Consider the following 13,957-nt stretch of genomic DNA (forward strand, 5'->3'; position numbering starts at 1 on the left):
CCCAGCTACGCTAAAAATAACCGCTAAAAATAACTTTTAAAGGTTTTGATTGTGTGCCAGGGTAAAAATGAAACCAGTAAAACGAACTTTTAACAGTTATTAGCGAGGCCGATATGAACAGCAACACCGACTATCCTGTGCACTATCGCTACGTCGACGCCGACGGCGTGCGCCTGTTCTACCGCGAGGCAGGCAACCCTGAGCTGCCCACGCTGCTGCTGCTGCATGGCTATCCCAGCTCGTCGCATCAGTTTCGCCAGCTGATCCCCTTGCTGAGCGACAAATTCCATCTGGTCGCGCCCGATCTGCCGGGCTTTGGCTTTACCGAGGTGCCAGCGGCGCGTCATTACGTCTACAGCTTCGACGCGCTGGGCGAAACGCTGGTCGCGTTTGTCGATGCGTTGGGGCTGGAGCGCTACGCGCTTTATGTCTTCGACTATGGCGCGCCGAGCGGGCTACGACTGGCGCTGGCTTATCCCGACAGGGTCACTGGCCTGGTTTCGCAAAACGGCAATGCCTACCTGGAGGGACTGGGCGACGCATGGGCGCCGATTCGCCGCTACTGGGCGCAGCCGACCGCGGAAAACCGTCAGATCGTGCATGACAAGGTGCTTAACCTGGCGGGCACCCGCTGGCAATATCTGCATGGCGTCAGCGATGAGACGCTGGTGGCACCGGAAGGGTATATGCTCGATACGCTCTTGATGGAGAGACCCGGCAACAAAGAGATTCAGCTGGATCTTTTTCTGGACTACGCCAGCAACCTGGCACGCTATCCGGCCTTTCAGCAGTTCTTTCGCGAAAAACAGCTGCCGACGCTGGTCATCTGGGGCAAGCACGATCCCTTCTTTATTCCGCCGGGCGCGCAGGCTTACCTGCGGGATAACCCCAACGCACAGGTCGAACTGCTGGATACGGGCCATTTCGCGCTGGAAACCCATGCGGCTACTGTGGCGCAGCGCATCAGGCAGCTGCTCGGCGGCGAAGTGGTTTAGATGGCGGATTTGCCGGGATAGCGTATGGTTAAACTTTGGTCACACGGTTTTGGTGAATCATCAGGGGGGAAATATGGATTACGCTATCGCCAGCAATCTCGATGAGCTGAATGAACTGCTCAGCAGCGGGCAACATAAATCAGTGGTTATCGGCTACGAGCTTTCCGCCGATGAGTTTTTCGGCATTGCGATGTACTGGGGCGATCGCGGCGCGAAAATCAAACGCGTCGACGGGAGTTTTCTGGTGAAGCTGGGGAAAAATGCGATTCCGCCGAACGACGAGATTTGACCGCCGCCAGAGGATAACAGGCGGGCCGCGCGCAAGGCGGCCCGCCTGAAAGCGCTACTGAATTTCTGGCCAGGCGACGGCCGGAATACCGTTCAGCTGCGGTCGGGCGAACAGATACCCCTGGAAATTGCTGATGCCTGCCGCCTCCAGCCACATCCACTCTTCCGGCTTTTCGACCCCTTCGGCGATAACGCTGATCTCCAGCGAGGAGCAGCATTTCAGGATCGCATGCACGATCGCCTGTTTCGGCCCGCTTTTGTGGACGTCGGTAATCAGGTTGCGGTCGATTTTGATTTTGTCCGGCTGAAAGCGCGACAGCAGCGACAGCCCGGCAAACCCAGCGCCGAAATCATCCAGCGCAATACTGATGCCCGCCGCGCGCAGCTGTTTAACCGCGATGGTGAACTCATCAAGGCGTGAGATCACCTCGTTTTCCGTCACCTCTACCACCACCTGCTCTGGCACCAGCCCGTTCTGCCTGATCTGATCCAGTAATATCTCTACCGCATTCGGCACCACCACCAGCGACATCGGCAGCAGGTTGACCGATAACGTCTGGCCCTGAATATCGAGCTTTTTCGCCAGCGCGAAGGCGATCCCTTTCGATTTAATGTCGGCGGTATAGATGTCGTCGCCGGAGAACTGCGCGAAATAGTCCCCTGGCGCGCTGCCATCCGGCGTGCGGATCAGCGCCTCCAGCGAGACGATTCGCTGCATCAGCGGATCGATAATCGGCTGGAAGGCGAAGCTACAGTCAGCGGCGTCCGGCGGCGCAATCGCCTTTTCCAGCGCTTCCTCTACCACAAATTGCAGGCTGTCGGTCGGCGGGATTTCGAAATAGTTGCCTTTTTCTCGCGCTTCGACGAAGGTGCGCAGGAACTGCAGGGCGCGGTCGTCGTAGGTAAGCTGATACTTTGAGGTGCCTTTATCCAGCACCGCCTGCAGCACCGTCTCTTTGTCATGTTTGCGCAGGTCGAACAGCTCCATGCCGACGTTGCCGAAGCGGCGCGACGGCGCGTAGTCGTACATTAACTCAACTAAATTATGATGACGTTTATCCGCGCAGATACGTTCGTAAATGGCGCAGACCGCAGCATCGGAACCCTCCAGAAGCTGGAAAAAATGGGTGCCGTCAAACAGCAAAATACCGGTAACGTCGTGGTTCTCATTAATTTGATTAGCATGTGTGGCCAAATTATCCAGCGTTTTTACAGGCACGTCGTCTGATAGATGGCTGCGATAAATAATTGTTGTCAGCATGGATAATTCCAGTCTTAGCTTTTGTGAGGCACACATTAACAGAGGTCGCGGCGGTATTGTCTAGCGGTTTTTTTGAGAAATAAAAAAAAGTTGGTGGAGCGAGGATTTTAAAAAAACCGGTGATAAACGACTGCCGCTCCGCTTAAATTTGCGCGCTGCCAGTTCCCGGCTAATTTTCTGCTAATAAAATAGATAAACCATTGAAAATATAAGATTTTAATTAGCCGGGGGAATGGCAAGGGCATTTAACGCTTAGTTTTATTAAAAGTTGCATTTCAGATATTATTTATCTATAACCTCAGCCAGCCTTTATGCGCGTCGGCGAACCTTAAATGAGCTTTGTCCGACATAAACCGCTTCGCTTAAAAAGAAGCGTTATCACCAGGTCAGCCACCTTTCCCCTTTAAGACAGGACGTTTTATGCCCCGCGAGTCAGATATCATTGAAAAAGCGCTATCTGTTGCCGCCTCTGTTTTTCTGGCGCTGGCGTTAGCTATCATTTATTTCGGCTGAGGGTCGCTTGCCGACTCCCGCTGCCAGTAAAGCGGGGAACCATATACCTCGACAAAGTAATCAATCACCGCTCGTACGTTGAGCGGCGGATGGCGCGTATTGGGATAGATGGCTGCGATTTGCTGCGGCACAGGATTGATCCCCGCCTCATACTCTTCCAGCAGCCTGACCAGTTTACCCGTGCGCAGATGATCGCCCGTGAGCCAGTCGGGAAAAAGCACCATTCCCATGCCGCCCAGCGCGGCGGTCAGCAGGGTTTCAGCATTGTTCGACGACAGCAGCGGCATAACCGGATAGTGGACCCAGGGCGCGCCGTCGCGCCGGAACAGCCAGCGGTTGGCACCGGCGGAGCCGCGATAGACCAGACAGTGATGTTCGCTCAGCGCATCCGGAGTGGCGATCGCCCCGTGCCTGGCGAGATAGTCGGGCGCGGCGGCCAGATAGTAGCGCTGGCTGCCCAGCACCCGCGCGTGAAAGGAGGAGTCGGTGAGCGGGCCGATGCGAAAAATAAGATCGGTGGCGGTGCGGTGCGGGTCGACGTAGTCGTCGGTCAGCGTCAGCTCGATTTCCAGCAGCGGGTAGCGCGCCGACAACCCCGCCAGCCAGGGCGCAATATGGCGCTGGCCGAAAAATACCGGCGCGTTAAGCCGCACCAGTCCTGACGGCTGAAGCGATCGCTCCTGCAAAGCCTGCCGCGCGTCGCTGAACTGGCTGTCGATGGCGCGGGCATAGTCGACAAACAGCCGGCCCGCCTCCGTGGGGATCACCGCACGCGTGTTGCGGTAGAAGAGCTGCTGACCTAGCGCATCTTCCAGCTGGAGAATGGTGCGCGACACCACGGAGGCGGAAACCCCTTCGCGCCGCGCCACCGCGGAGAAGTTTTGCGCATCGTACACGCTCAGGAAAAAGCGCAGCGCGCGCAGATCTATCGAGCCGGTGTTATCCATTAATGCCATTCCTGCAAAGGTGTTTGCCACACTATAGCGTTTTTCATCTTAATCGACTTCATTATGCTGTTCCGCTTCGATTTAAAGGACGCGGTTATGCAACTCATTTTTATATTTCTGGTTATCGCCGGCGGCATGGGGCTGTCGGTAGAGGCGGGGCTGCTTGGGCCGCTGGGCCAGCAGGTTGGGGATCTCTGGGCGACGCTAAGCATTTTCGGCGTTGGCGCGGCGCTCACCTTTTTGCTGATGCTCTTTTTCAGCCCGCGCAACAGCCCCTCGTTTTTCGCACAGCCGGGCTGGCAGCTGCTCGGGGGAATTTTAGGCCCTGGCTATGTGGTGATCCTGACGCTGGCGACGCCGGTTATCGGTATCGCTATGACGATGATCGGCATTCTCGCCGGTCAGGTATTCAAAAGCCTGGTAATTGACCACTTCGGCCTGCTGGGAACGCCGCATCGCAGAATCGATGGCAAACGCATTATTGCGCTGGTGTTTATTATTATCGCGTTGGCGCTGGTCGCCCGAGGTTAGTATGACGATTTTTATGATCTGTTTAGCGGTGCTGGGCGGCGCGCTGCTGAGTATTCAGGCGGCCATTAACGGGCAGCTTGGCGCCAGAGTAGGGGTATTCCGCTGCGCCTTTCTGACCTTTGCGCTGGGCGCGGTGGTGACTGCGCTCCTGATCTTCTTTTTTGAGCCGCCGCAGGCGCACAGCCTGATGGATGTGCCGAAGTGGCAGCTGCTGGGCGCGCTGTGCGGCGTTCCCTATATTGTGATTATGGTGCTGGCGGTGCAGCGCATCGGTACCGCCGTGGCCACCGTTGCGGTCATCTTCGGCCAGCTCGCCATGAGTATGCTGATTGATAACTTCGGCTGGTTAGGCAATGCGGCGATAGCCTTTTCGCCAGGGCGCCTGGCGGCGGTGGTCTGCCTCGGGATTGCGCTGTTTTTTATCTACAGCAGCAACCGGCCGAAAAAGCCGCGCGCCTGACCCGCATGCCTGCGCCCTGTGCGCAGGCATACGTGATTGCCTTCTCTCCCGCCCGGTCGGTTTTCAAATAACTGTTAAACTTACTGTTTGTGTTTAACAGGGGGAAATATGAAATTAGGCTTCGCGTGTAAGTATCTGGATGCAGACGGCAAACAACATTTCCCGTTCAAAAGCACTACCCGTACCCGTTTTCTCAGTTTAGGGCGCGACCAGCAGATTGCGCTGATCGCCAGCCTTGCCCGTCTCAACCTGACCAACCTGGCCGGCCTGCTGGAAACGCTGGCTACCCAGCCGCAAAGCCTGCGCATGATGCGTATCGGCAGCGATCTCCTGCCGCTCTATACCGTGCCGGAAGCGACGCCGCTCTACCGTGAATTTCTGCCCGATCTCTATCCGCTGTTCGAGCGCTGCGGCGCGCTGGCGCGTCAGCACGGTATCCGTCTCTCTTTCCATCCAGGACAATATTCGGTGCTGGCGTCAGATAATCCCGATGTGGTGCAGCGGGCCATTGAAGATGTTGAGTACCATGCGCTCTGCGCCGTGCTGATGGGCTACGGCAAAACCTTCCAGGATTTCAAAATCAACATTCATATGAATGGCAAAGGAGGTTTTGAGGGATTTCGCCAGGCCTTTGCTCAGCTGACGCCTGAGGCGCGCAATATGCTGACGGTGGAAAACGATGAGATCTCCTGTTCGCTGGATGATGTGCTGCAGGCGAGGGCGCTCTGTCCCATTGTGCTCGATATTCATCACCACTGGGTCAAAGAGAACGCCTTTATTCAGCCGGACGACAGCCGCATCGCCCTGATCAAAGAGTCATGGCGCGGCGTCCAGCCGGTGCTGCACTATTCGATTTCACAGGAGGGAGTGATACCGGAGCAGGGCTACCCCGATCAGCAGGCGTTAGGCGTGGCGAAAGCCAAACTGCGCGCCCACTCGGACTACTATTTTAACCCGACGCTGAACGACTGGGCGCTGTCGTTTAACGCCTTCGATATCATGTGCGAAGTGAAAATGAAAAATCTCGCCAGCCATCAGCTCTATGACTATGCGCTGGAGAGGGGGGTTATCGATCCCAGCCGAAGTGAGCGGTAATGGCGCGTCGATAAGGCGTGTCGATCTGCGCGGGTACCTGCATGATATAGGTGCGCGCGTGGATGGCCTCGTCGCCCTCCAGCTGCTGCAGATGCGCTATCGCCTGCGGCAGCGTCGGGATTAACCCTTCCACGCTGCCCAGCTTAGGCGGCAGGCCGGTCCAGATCACCGCATCCAGCTTGCGCGCCCGCGCCCAGTCGGCCAGCACGCCGGGCGTCTGGGCGGTAACGGAAAAAATGCCGATGCCGTCGACGCGTTCATCAGGGATCCCTTCGCGCTCGCGCAGCTGCAGGCAGGCCCGATCTAAATCCTGCGTCGCCAGCCTGGCCCACAATACCGGCACCGGCGGCGCGTTCATACAGATCGCGGTCGCCAGCTCGCCGCCGTCGCTGGTGCGGGAGAACTCAACTGGAAAGAGGGGGCCATCGTGATGCCACTCTCCCTCAACGGGAAGAGCGCCCGGTTTCCAGATCAGCGACCCCCATCCAAGACAGGCAATATTCATAGTGCGCTCCTGAGTAAACCGGGAAAGGGAGGATTAGTGCTTACGTTTGTCGCCCGGCATCGCTTCACCCTTGAAGTGGTGCTCGTTATTGTTGCGATCGCGCATCGTCACGCGCGTCTGGGCGGACTGAGTGGTGAGGTTTTGCTGCACCTCGTTAATGGCGCGGACGATAATCAGCTGCCGCTCTTCATCCGCTTCTTCTTCAGCCATACGCTGCAGCACGTCCATTAGCGCGCGGCTGGAGATCGCTTTATCCGATAGCAGCAGCTCGAGAGTCGCCTCGCCAATCACGATGTCGGTCAGTCTTTCTTCATTACTTTTATACATAACATTTGCTCTGTGTCCCGCTGCACGCCCCAGCAATTGGGGCAGGTTGGAGGTGCGGTTGACTACAGAAAGAACCAGCGCACCTGGCTGGTGCTGGCCGAAGCCAGCCAATGCCTGCTTAAATCTTAAGGCCGTGCCGGAAAAACGGAAATCGTAACTACTGTCGGGAATTAGCGGCCTAACAGCAAGCCGATCAGACGTTGGTAGTGTTTCTCTTCTTCGGCCGTTGAGGCAACTTCCAGTCGTCTTACCAGCTTAGTGCAAATACCTTTACGGTTGACGTTCTTGCCTGCGCGGAGAAGCTCAACAACGATCTGACCCAGCGTTTCCTGTTCGGAAGGTAGGCTGGCTTCGCGAAAATAACGTGCGATATCTTCGGATGAAGAGAGAAGGCTGCTGCTCTGACGCATAATTTTACCCCAAAATGAGTTAAACGATGATCAGTCAAAAAATTGACAAGTTGTACATCGAAAGAAAACGTGTACAAGAATATGCAAGAAAAGTGCGTTAACCTTTTTGCAAAAAATGCTCTCAAATAGTTATATTTTTTGTTAAACCATTGTATTGTGGCGAAAGCGAGGCCGAGGTCAAGTTTTTTTAGGACTCTTTTACCCTTGTACAACTTTTGTTTAGAGCATCGCCCTGAAGCCTGTTCGCTTCAGGGCGTTAGCCTTATACCTGCGCCATGCCGCCATCGACAAAGAGTTCGGTGGCGTTGATAAAGCTGGCGGCGTCAGAGGCGAGGAAGGCGACTACCTTGCCAATCTCCTCGGGTTCCCCCAGACGGCCTAGCGGCACCTGGGCCGCCAGCGCGTCGAACAATCCCTGGCGGCTCGCTTCATCTACCAGCTCGCCTAAGCCCGGCGTGCGGATCGGCCCAGGGCTGACCACGTTAACGCGGATAGCGCGCTCTTTGAGATCCAGCGCCCATGAGCGGGCGAAGTTGCGTACCGCCGCCTTGCTGGCGCTGTAAACGCTGAAGCCGGCGGTGCCCTGCACCGAGGTCGTCGATGAGGTTAAAATCACCGATGCGCCGTCCACCAGCAGCGGCAACGCTTTCTGTACCGTAAAAAGCACGCCGCGCACGTTAGTGGCGAAGATCCGGTCGAAATGCTCTTCGGTAATCGCGCCCAGCGGCAGCATGTCGCCACCACCCGCATTGGCAAACAGAATATCCAGATGGCCGACGCTGCGCGCTATCTCGGCGTAGACCGCATCGAGGTCGGTGAGAAGAGAGGCATCGGCGCGGATGCCGGTGGCGGCAGGGCCAATAAGCGCGACCGCTTCATCCAGCGCATCCTGACGGCGTCCGGTTATAAAGACGCGTGCGCCCTGTGCGGCGAGCTGCTGCGCCGATGCCAGGCCGATACCGCTGGTGCCGCCGGTAACTAATGCGATTTTGCCATTCAGTGTATTAGTCATGATCGTTTCCTCTTGAGCAGATTAGTCAGGGGTCGCTGCGGTGGATGACTGCAGCGCTTAACAGCAATCTATCGCTCTCTGGTTTATTGAAAAATCCTGTAAAATGAAAAGCACTATTTCTGTGTGTGGATAATCGGACAAAGCGAGAGGCGAAAATGGATCAGCTGATGGCAATTAGGGCATTCGCCCGCGTAGTGGAGGCGGGCAATTTCACGCGTGCGGCGGACTCGCTTGATATGCCGAACGCGACGCTGAGCAAGCTGGTGCAGGAGCTGGAGGCGCATCTCGGCATCCGCCTGCTGCAGCGCACCACGCGCCGCGTCACGGTGACGCCGGAAGGGCGGGAATATTATGAAAAGTCGCTGCGCATTCTGAACGACCTCGAAGATATTGATGCCTCTTTCAACGCAGCGCGCAGCGCGCCCCGCGGCGTTTTGCGCATTGACGTTGGAGGCTCGACTGCCAGCGACGTGCTGATACCGGCGCTGCCCGATTTTATGGCGCGCTACCCCGATATCCGTATCGATCTCGGCGTAGCCGACCGCGCCGTCGATCTGATTAGCGACAACGTAGACTGCGTGATCCGCGGCGGCCCGCTAAATGACTCTTCGCTGGTGGCGCGCCAGATCGGCTACGCCACGCTGATCACCTGCGCGACGCCCGCCTATCTGAAACACTATGGCGTACCGGCCTATCCTGACGAACTGAAAAACGGGCATCGCCTGGTGAGCTACCTTTCGCCGCAGAGCGGGCGCGCGTTTCCTTTTCGCTTTGAGCGCGACGGGGAAAAAATAGAAATTAAGGCGGACTATCGGGTCGGGGTAAACGAAAGCAACGCGCATCTGGCGGCGGCGCTGGCGGGGTTAGGCATTGTGCAGACCTTTACCTACGCCACCGCTGAGCATCTTCAGGCTGGGAGGCTGGTGGAGATCCTGACGCCGTGGCGGCCGGCGCGCTATCCCTTTCATGTGGTCTACCCGCAAAATCGCTACGTGACGCATCGACTGCGGGTATTTATTCGCTGGCTACAGGAGATCTTTCCCGCGCGGGTAGGGCGGTAACGTCCCGCCGGGGCAGGACGTTACCTGACATCAGGCGAGCTTCATTAAGATCATGCCCGCCAGCAGCAGGCTCAGCCCCGCCCAGCCGCGAACGTTGAGCCGCTGGCCAAACAGTATCCAGCCCGCCGCAACCGTTGCGGCGATACCGAATCCACCCCACAGCGCATAGGCGACCGACAGGTCGATGCCTCTCACTGCCTGCGAGAGCGCGCTAAACGCCAGCAGCACCGAGGCCAGCGAGGCGATACCGAGCAGCGGTTTTTTAAAGCCGTCGGAATATTTGAGGAAAATATTGGCGGCGATTTCCAGCAGGATCGCCAGCGCCAGCCAGAGCATATGGGTCATATCAGCTGAGGACATGCTGCGACTCCTTTTTCTTCGCGGTGCCGGTTTTGATCAGCATAATGCCGGCGATCAGCATGGTTATCCCGGCGATTTTCATCGACGTCAGCGGCTCACCAAACAGCTGCACGCTGAATACCGTAATTAACACGATGCCGATGCCTTCCCACAGCGCGTAGGCGACGCCCAGCGCAATTTTTTTAACGGCGAAACTCAGGAAAATATAGGAACAGGCGATCATCACCAGCATGATCATATACCCTGACGCGCTTTCATCGACGCTCGACCATTTCATCGCCAGCGTACCGATAACTTCACAAACAATAGCAAGTAATAATAAAGCCCATGCAAACATGGTTAACTCCTGTCGCAATTATTCAATCGACCTGCACCGCTCAGGCGCAAGTTCCTTTTGGCAAACGGAAACGAGGAGAGGGCGCTACAGGGCGCTACGCCAGTGCTGGTCGGCGATATTCCAGACAGGAAGAGAGCAGATAAAACAACAATGATTGATTAATGCTGTGCGCATAATTTAAACAAGACATCCACACTGTTGCTTCTCATCGGTGGACGGATTGTACTCCAGTAATAAACATGGCGCCGTTATAGCAGCTGCCTAATGGCAACTCAATAGAAGTAATTGCTAATATTGATTTATGACAAAGTTTATTGTGTTGTGAGTTGGGGCCGTTAAGAAGAAAATCTAAGTCAAAATCAACAGGCTTTATAAATAGTTACAACATACTCAATAATAGTTTAATTAACGCTGAGGCATCGAGCGAATAAAGGTCTGGCAGAAAAACCGTGGCGCTAACGCCAGAGCAGATACCGGATATGAGAATAGCCAGCCGCCGCTTATCGTTATTTGCAAGCACAGGTATGCGGAAGCGAAAGCGCCCCCAGATAGGGGGCTGTTTTATGCGGCAGGAGTGGCACCCGCCGCACATTCCTTTCAGACGCTATGCCTGCGGGTCGCCCTTTCTCTTTTTGAGCCGGCGGGCTAAATAGGGCGCGGTGAGGCTGTTCTTCGCGCGGCCGATCGCTTCCGGCGTACCGGCCGCAACGATACGACCACCGTTTTCCCCTGAACCCGGCCCCATATCGATTATCCAGTCAGCCTCCGACGCAATTCTCATATCGTGCTCCGCCATCACTACGCTGTCGCCCCGTTTTACCAGCTGATCCAGCACTCGCATCAGTTTATCCATGTCCGAGGGATGTAAGCCGGTAGAGGGTTCATCGAGCAGATAGAGCGTTTTGCCTCGCTGCGCGCGTTGAAGTTCCCAGGCCAGTTTAATGCGCTGGCACTCGCCGCCGGAGAGCTCCGTTGCCGGCTGGCCAAGCGTCAGGTAGCCCAGACCGAGCGCCCGCAGCGCGCTGAGCGAGCGCTGAATACTTTCAATTCCGCTGAAAAACTCTGCGGCTTCGTCTACCGTCAGATCAAGCACATCGGCGATGGTTTTATCGTTCCAGCGGACCTCAAGCGTTTCCGCATTGTAGCGACGGCCGCCGCAGGTTGAGCAGGGCGCGCTCGCCTGCGGCATAAACAGCAGTTCAATAGTGATCAGCCCTTGCCCTTCGCAGGCGGGACAGCGGCCGGCGGGCAGGTTAAAAGAGAAACGGCTGGCGTCGAAGCCGCGTTTTTTGGCCTCATCCGTCTCGGCAAACAGCCGCCTGACGATATCAAAAAAGCCGGTATAGGTGGCAAGGTTGGAACGCGGCGTACGACCAATAGGGCGCTGATCGATGCGTACCAGTCGCTTCAGGGAGGCGCCCCCGGCAATCACTTTTCCCTGCACGTCCGTGGCGGCGTCATCTTCATCCTCGCCATCGTCAACCGGCGTTTTATCCAGCCGCTGCAGCAGCGCAGGCAGCACGCGGATAAGCAGCGTCGATTTGCCAGAACCAGAGACGCCGGTAATCACCGTCATTCTTTCCAGCGGCAGCGAGAAATCGAGTCCGCGTAGGTTGTTGCAGGCGGCCTGTTCAATACGCAGCCACTCCTCAGGCGGCCTGCGCTGACGCAGGCCGGGATAGCGGTCATCGAAAAGATAGCTGGCCGTCGCTGACCGACTGTTGCCCGCCAGACCAGCGGGCGCGCCGTTATACACGATTTCGCCGCCGAGCCGTCCCGGCCCCGGTCCGATTTCCGTCAGCCAGTCCGCTTCGGCGATAACATCAAGATTGTGCTCGACGATTACCAGCGAGTTGCCCGCCGCCAGCAGAGAGCGCAGCGAGCGGATTAGCGCGCGCACATCTTCCGGGTGAAGCCCGGCCGCCGGCTCGTCCAGCACATACATGACGCCGAAAAGCTGCGAGAGCAGCTGCGTTGCCAGCCGGATGCGCTGCAGCTCGCCGGAAGAGAGCATCGTGGTCTTGCGCCCGAGCGAAAGGTGGCCAAGGCCGAGATTCTCCAGCTGGTCCAGACGTCCGCAAATATCTGTCGCCATGCGGATTGTGGCATCCCTTAGCGCCGTCTCATCGGGCAGGTGCGGCGAAGCGCCCTGCGCCAGGGGAGCAAACAGCGCCTTGAGCTGGGCAATGGTCAGCTCGCCCATTTCAGCAATATCGTAGCCGGCGAAGGTCACCGACAGGGCATCCTGATTAAGCCTTTTCCCCTGGCAGAGCGCGCAGGGCGCGACGGTGACAAAGCGGGAAAGCCGTTTCCGCACGCTCTCTTTTCCGCCCGAATAGCTTTGCAGCAGATATTTTTTCACGCTGGTATAGGTGCCGGTGTAGGCGGGCTCGCTCTTTGCAGCTATCGCCGCTTTGCGCTGTTCAGCGGTCAGCCCGACAAAGATCGGCACCGACGGCTGCTCCTCTGTCATCAGGATCCATTCCCGGTCCTTTTCAGAGAGCGTTTCCCAGGGCGCGTCAATGTCGTAATCGAGCACCTCCAGGATAGAGCGCAAGTTTTTCGCCTGCCAGCCATGCGGCCAGGCGGCGATAGCGCCCTCGCGAATGCTTAATGAGCCGTCTGGCACCAGCGCCTCCTTCCTGACCTCATGCACCATCCCCAGCCCCTGGCACGCCGGACAGGCGCCCTGCGGATTGTTGGGCGAAAAGGATTCGGCAGCCAGAAAAGGCACGCCTTCAGGGCGTTTCCCCGCGCGGGAATAGAGCAGTCTGAGCGTGACGGAGACGCGCGTCAGGCTGCCGACGGTGGAGCGCTCCTGAGCGCCCGCGCGGCTCTGCTGCAGGGCAACCGCCGGCGGCAGGCCGTCAACGTTATCGAGATCCGGCGCCGCAGCCTGATCGATCAGGCGGCGCGCATGGGGCGCCACGGATTCCATAAAGCGCCGCTGCGCCTCTGCATAGAGCGTATCAAACGCCAGCGACGACTTGCCCGATCCTGAAACGCCGGTAAACACCACCATCGCGTCACGAGGAAAAGTGAAAGAGAGGTCTTTAAGGTTATGGGTGCGCGCCCCCTGAACGGTTACGCCGCTGTGGTTACCGCGATGCGGCAGGTCGCTGCTGTTTTCCTTTCCTTTTAGCGTCATAACGTTCTCATAAAAAAGAGTGTAAATCTGCCGGATCGTCGTACGGGCAGCTCTCTGCGCTGTCGTTGACGCGATCCCGCCGGTAAGAGGTCAAAGGGTAGCAGGGATATGCGCTGCCTGAGGGGCGGGGGGCAAAAAGCGGAGGTAAAAGCTGCAACAGCCGGGGCTGCCGCAGCGTTGAAGTAAGCGGTCGTTTTCTGACAAGGGCGCTGCGCTGAGATTAGAGTATAAACCCTGCCGTTAGCTGCTCGTTACCGCCTTCGTCGGGGATGTTATAGAGCGTCGCTTTCGCCGCCAGCAAAGGCTGACCGTCGCTGCCCGCCTTATGCGACTCCACATCGGTAATGTGATAACCGACGGCGCCTGCCTCATGCGCTTTATGGGCAAAGGCGGCGTTAAGCTCCTCCATGGAGGTCGCCCAGCTGACGGAAGTCACGGCGAAGGGCTGAACGGAAGCGATTTCACGCTGAGAGAGACCCGTACGAATCAACACGGGATTCACGCTCTGCGGAGAGAAGATGGATAAAACATCCTGCACTAACTCTTTCATTAGCAGACTCCTTAAGTAATTAACGCACGGCTATCGGATCTATTTTTCGGGGGTGACGAAATGAATAAACGACAGAATTTGTTATGCGTTTTAGCTTTAGTTGCTAATGGGATGTTATAGAAACAAGGGCTGATAACTTATCGGGAGTTTCAGTAAG

The 13,957-nt window shown here is 57.1% G+C and carries 16 protein-coding genes; 6 read left to right on the forward strand and 10 right to left on the reverse strand.

Annotation, left to right across the window (positions count from 1 at the left end; all coding sequences use genetic code 11):
- Positions 1 to 113 precede the first annotated feature (113 nt).
- A complete protein-coding gene (locus LB453_RS00745; protein ID WP_103796437.1) occupies positions 114 to 995 on the forward strand; it encodes an alpha/beta fold hydrolase in 882 nt (293 codons plus the stop codon).
- Between the two features lie 73 nt (positions 996 to 1,068).
- On the forward strand, positions 1,069 to 1,284 hold the full coding sequence (locus LB453_RS00750; protein WP_103796438.1) for a hypothetical protein: 216 nt from the start codon (positions 1,069 to 1,071) through the stop codon (positions 1,282 to 1,284).
- A 54-nt stretch (positions 1,285 to 1,338) separates the two neighbouring features.
- Here the strand turns inward: LB453_RS00750 and LB453_RS00755 are convergent, their stop codons facing one another.
- Together LB453_RS00755 and LB453_RS00760 are read right to left on the reverse strand one after the other, a co-directional pair.
- Positions 1,339 to 2,544: a diguanylate phosphodiesterase gene (locus LB453_RS00755; RefSeq protein WP_103796439.1), complete on the reverse strand. Its 1,206-nt coding sequence runs from the start codon at positions 2,542 to 2,544 to the stop codon at positions 1,339 to 1,341.
- A gap of 500 nt (positions 2,545 to 3,044) precedes the next feature.
- Complete coding sequence (locus tag LB453_RS00760) at positions 3,045 to 4,004, reverse strand: LysR family transcriptional regulator (protein ID WP_103796440.1); 960 nt, start codon at positions 4,002 to 4,004, stop codon at positions 3,045 to 3,047.
- Between the two features lie 96 nt (positions 4,005 to 4,100).
- Here LB453_RS00760 and LB453_RS00765 point away from each other — a divergent pair, with 96 nt between their 5' ends.
- From LB453_RS00765 to LB453_RS00775, 3 genes are all read left to right on the forward strand, one after another.
- The gene (locus LB453_RS00765) at positions 4,101 to 4,535 is read left to right on the forward strand and encodes a DMT family transporter (RefSeq protein WP_103796569.1); all 435 of its coding nucleotides are present in this window, start codon (positions 4,101 to 4,103) and stop codon (positions 4,533 to 4,535) included.
- A 1-nt stretch (position 4,536) separates the two neighbouring features.
- A complete protein-coding gene (locus LB453_RS00770; RefSeq protein WP_103796441.1) occupies positions 4,537 to 4,995 on the forward strand; it encodes a DMT family transporter in 459 nt (152 codons plus the stop codon).
- A gap of 108 nt (positions 4,996 to 5,103) precedes the next feature.
- Positions 5,104 to 6,090 (forward strand): UV damage endonuclease UvsE, encoded by a 987-nt coding sequence (locus tag LB453_RS00775; RefSeq protein WP_103796442.1) that lies wholly within the window; start codon positions 5,104 to 5,106, stop codon positions 6,088 to 6,090.
- Here LB453_RS00775 and LB453_RS00780 read toward each other — a convergent pair.
- The 4 genes from LB453_RS00780 to LB453_RS00795 all read right to left on the reverse strand — a co-directional run bounded on the left by LB453_RS00780 (position 6,062) and on the right by LB453_RS00795 (position 8,344).
- The gene (locus tag LB453_RS00780; protein WP_103796443.1) at positions 6,062 to 6,595 is read right to left on the reverse strand and encodes a hypothetical protein; all 534 of its coding nucleotides are present in this window, start codon (positions 6,593 to 6,595) and stop codon (positions 6,062 to 6,064) included. The two genes, LB453_RS00775 and LB453_RS00780, sit on opposite strands and share 29 nt — an antisense overlap.
- 33 nt (positions 6,596 to 6,628) lie before the next feature.
- Complete coding sequence (locus tag LB453_RS00785; RefSeq protein WP_103796444.1) at positions 6,629 to 6,922, reverse strand: hypothetical protein; 294 nt, start codon at positions 6,920 to 6,922, stop codon at positions 6,629 to 6,631.
- A gap of 170 nt (positions 6,923 to 7,092) precedes the next feature.
- A complete protein-coding gene (gene ycgZ, locus LB453_RS00790) occupies positions 7,093 to 7,332 on the reverse strand; it encodes a regulatory protein YcgZ (RefSeq protein WP_033748886.1) in 240 nt (79 codons plus the stop codon).
- Between the two features lie 262 nt (positions 7,333 to 7,594).
- On the reverse strand, positions 7,595 to 8,344 hold the full coding sequence (locus LB453_RS00795) for an SDR family oxidoreductase (RefSeq protein WP_224481410.1): 750 nt from the start codon (positions 8,342 to 8,344) through the stop codon (positions 7,595 to 7,597).
- A 155-nt stretch (positions 8,345 to 8,499) separates the two neighbouring features.
- Between LB453_RS00795 and LB453_RS00800 the strand changes: the two genes are divergently transcribed.
- The gene (locus LB453_RS00800) at positions 8,500 to 9,405 is read left to right on the forward strand and encodes a LysR family transcriptional regulator (RefSeq protein ID WP_103796446.1); all 906 of its coding nucleotides are present in this window, start codon (positions 8,500 to 8,502) and stop codon (positions 9,403 to 9,405) included.
- A 30-nt stretch (positions 9,406 to 9,435) separates the two neighbouring features.
- Here LB453_RS00800 and mdtI read toward each other — a convergent pair whose 3' ends face one another.
- From mdtI to LB453_RS00820, 4 genes are all read right to left on the reverse strand, one after another.
- Positions 9,436 to 9,765 carry a multidrug/spermidine efflux SMR transporter subunit MdtI gene (mdtI, locus tag LB453_RS00805; RefSeq protein ID WP_103796447.1) on the reverse strand — a complete coding sequence of 110 codons (330 nt, stop codon included), beginning with the start codon at positions 9,763 to 9,765 and terminating at the stop codon, positions 9,436 to 9,438.
- A complete protein-coding gene (gene mdtJ, locus LB453_RS00810; protein ID WP_103796448.1) occupies positions 9,752 to 10,102 on the reverse strand; it encodes a multidrug/spermidine efflux SMR transporter subunit MdtJ in 351 nt (116 codons plus the stop codon). The genes mdtI and mdtJ overlap by 14 nt, the downstream gene beginning before the upstream one ends.
- A 604-nt stretch (positions 10,103 to 10,706) precedes the next feature.
- A complete protein-coding gene (locus LB453_RS00815; RefSeq protein WP_103796449.1) occupies positions 10,707 to 13,250 on the reverse strand; it encodes an excinuclease ABC subunit UvrA in 2,544 nt (847 codons plus the stop codon).
- 220 nt (positions 13,251 to 13,470) lie between these two features.
- Positions 13,471 to 13,800 (reverse strand): DUF1471 domain-containing protein, encoded by a 330-nt coding sequence (locus LB453_RS00820; protein WP_103796450.1) that lies wholly within the window; start codon positions 13,798 to 13,800, stop codon positions 13,471 to 13,473.
- Between the last annotated feature and the right edge of the window lie 157 nt (positions 13,801 to 13,957).

This window comes from Pantoea agglomerans (assembly GCF_020149765.1).
In the GTDB taxonomy this organism is placed as follows: Bacteria; Pseudomonadota; Gammaproteobacteria; order Enterobacterales; family Enterobacteriaceae; genus Pantoea; species Pantoea alvi.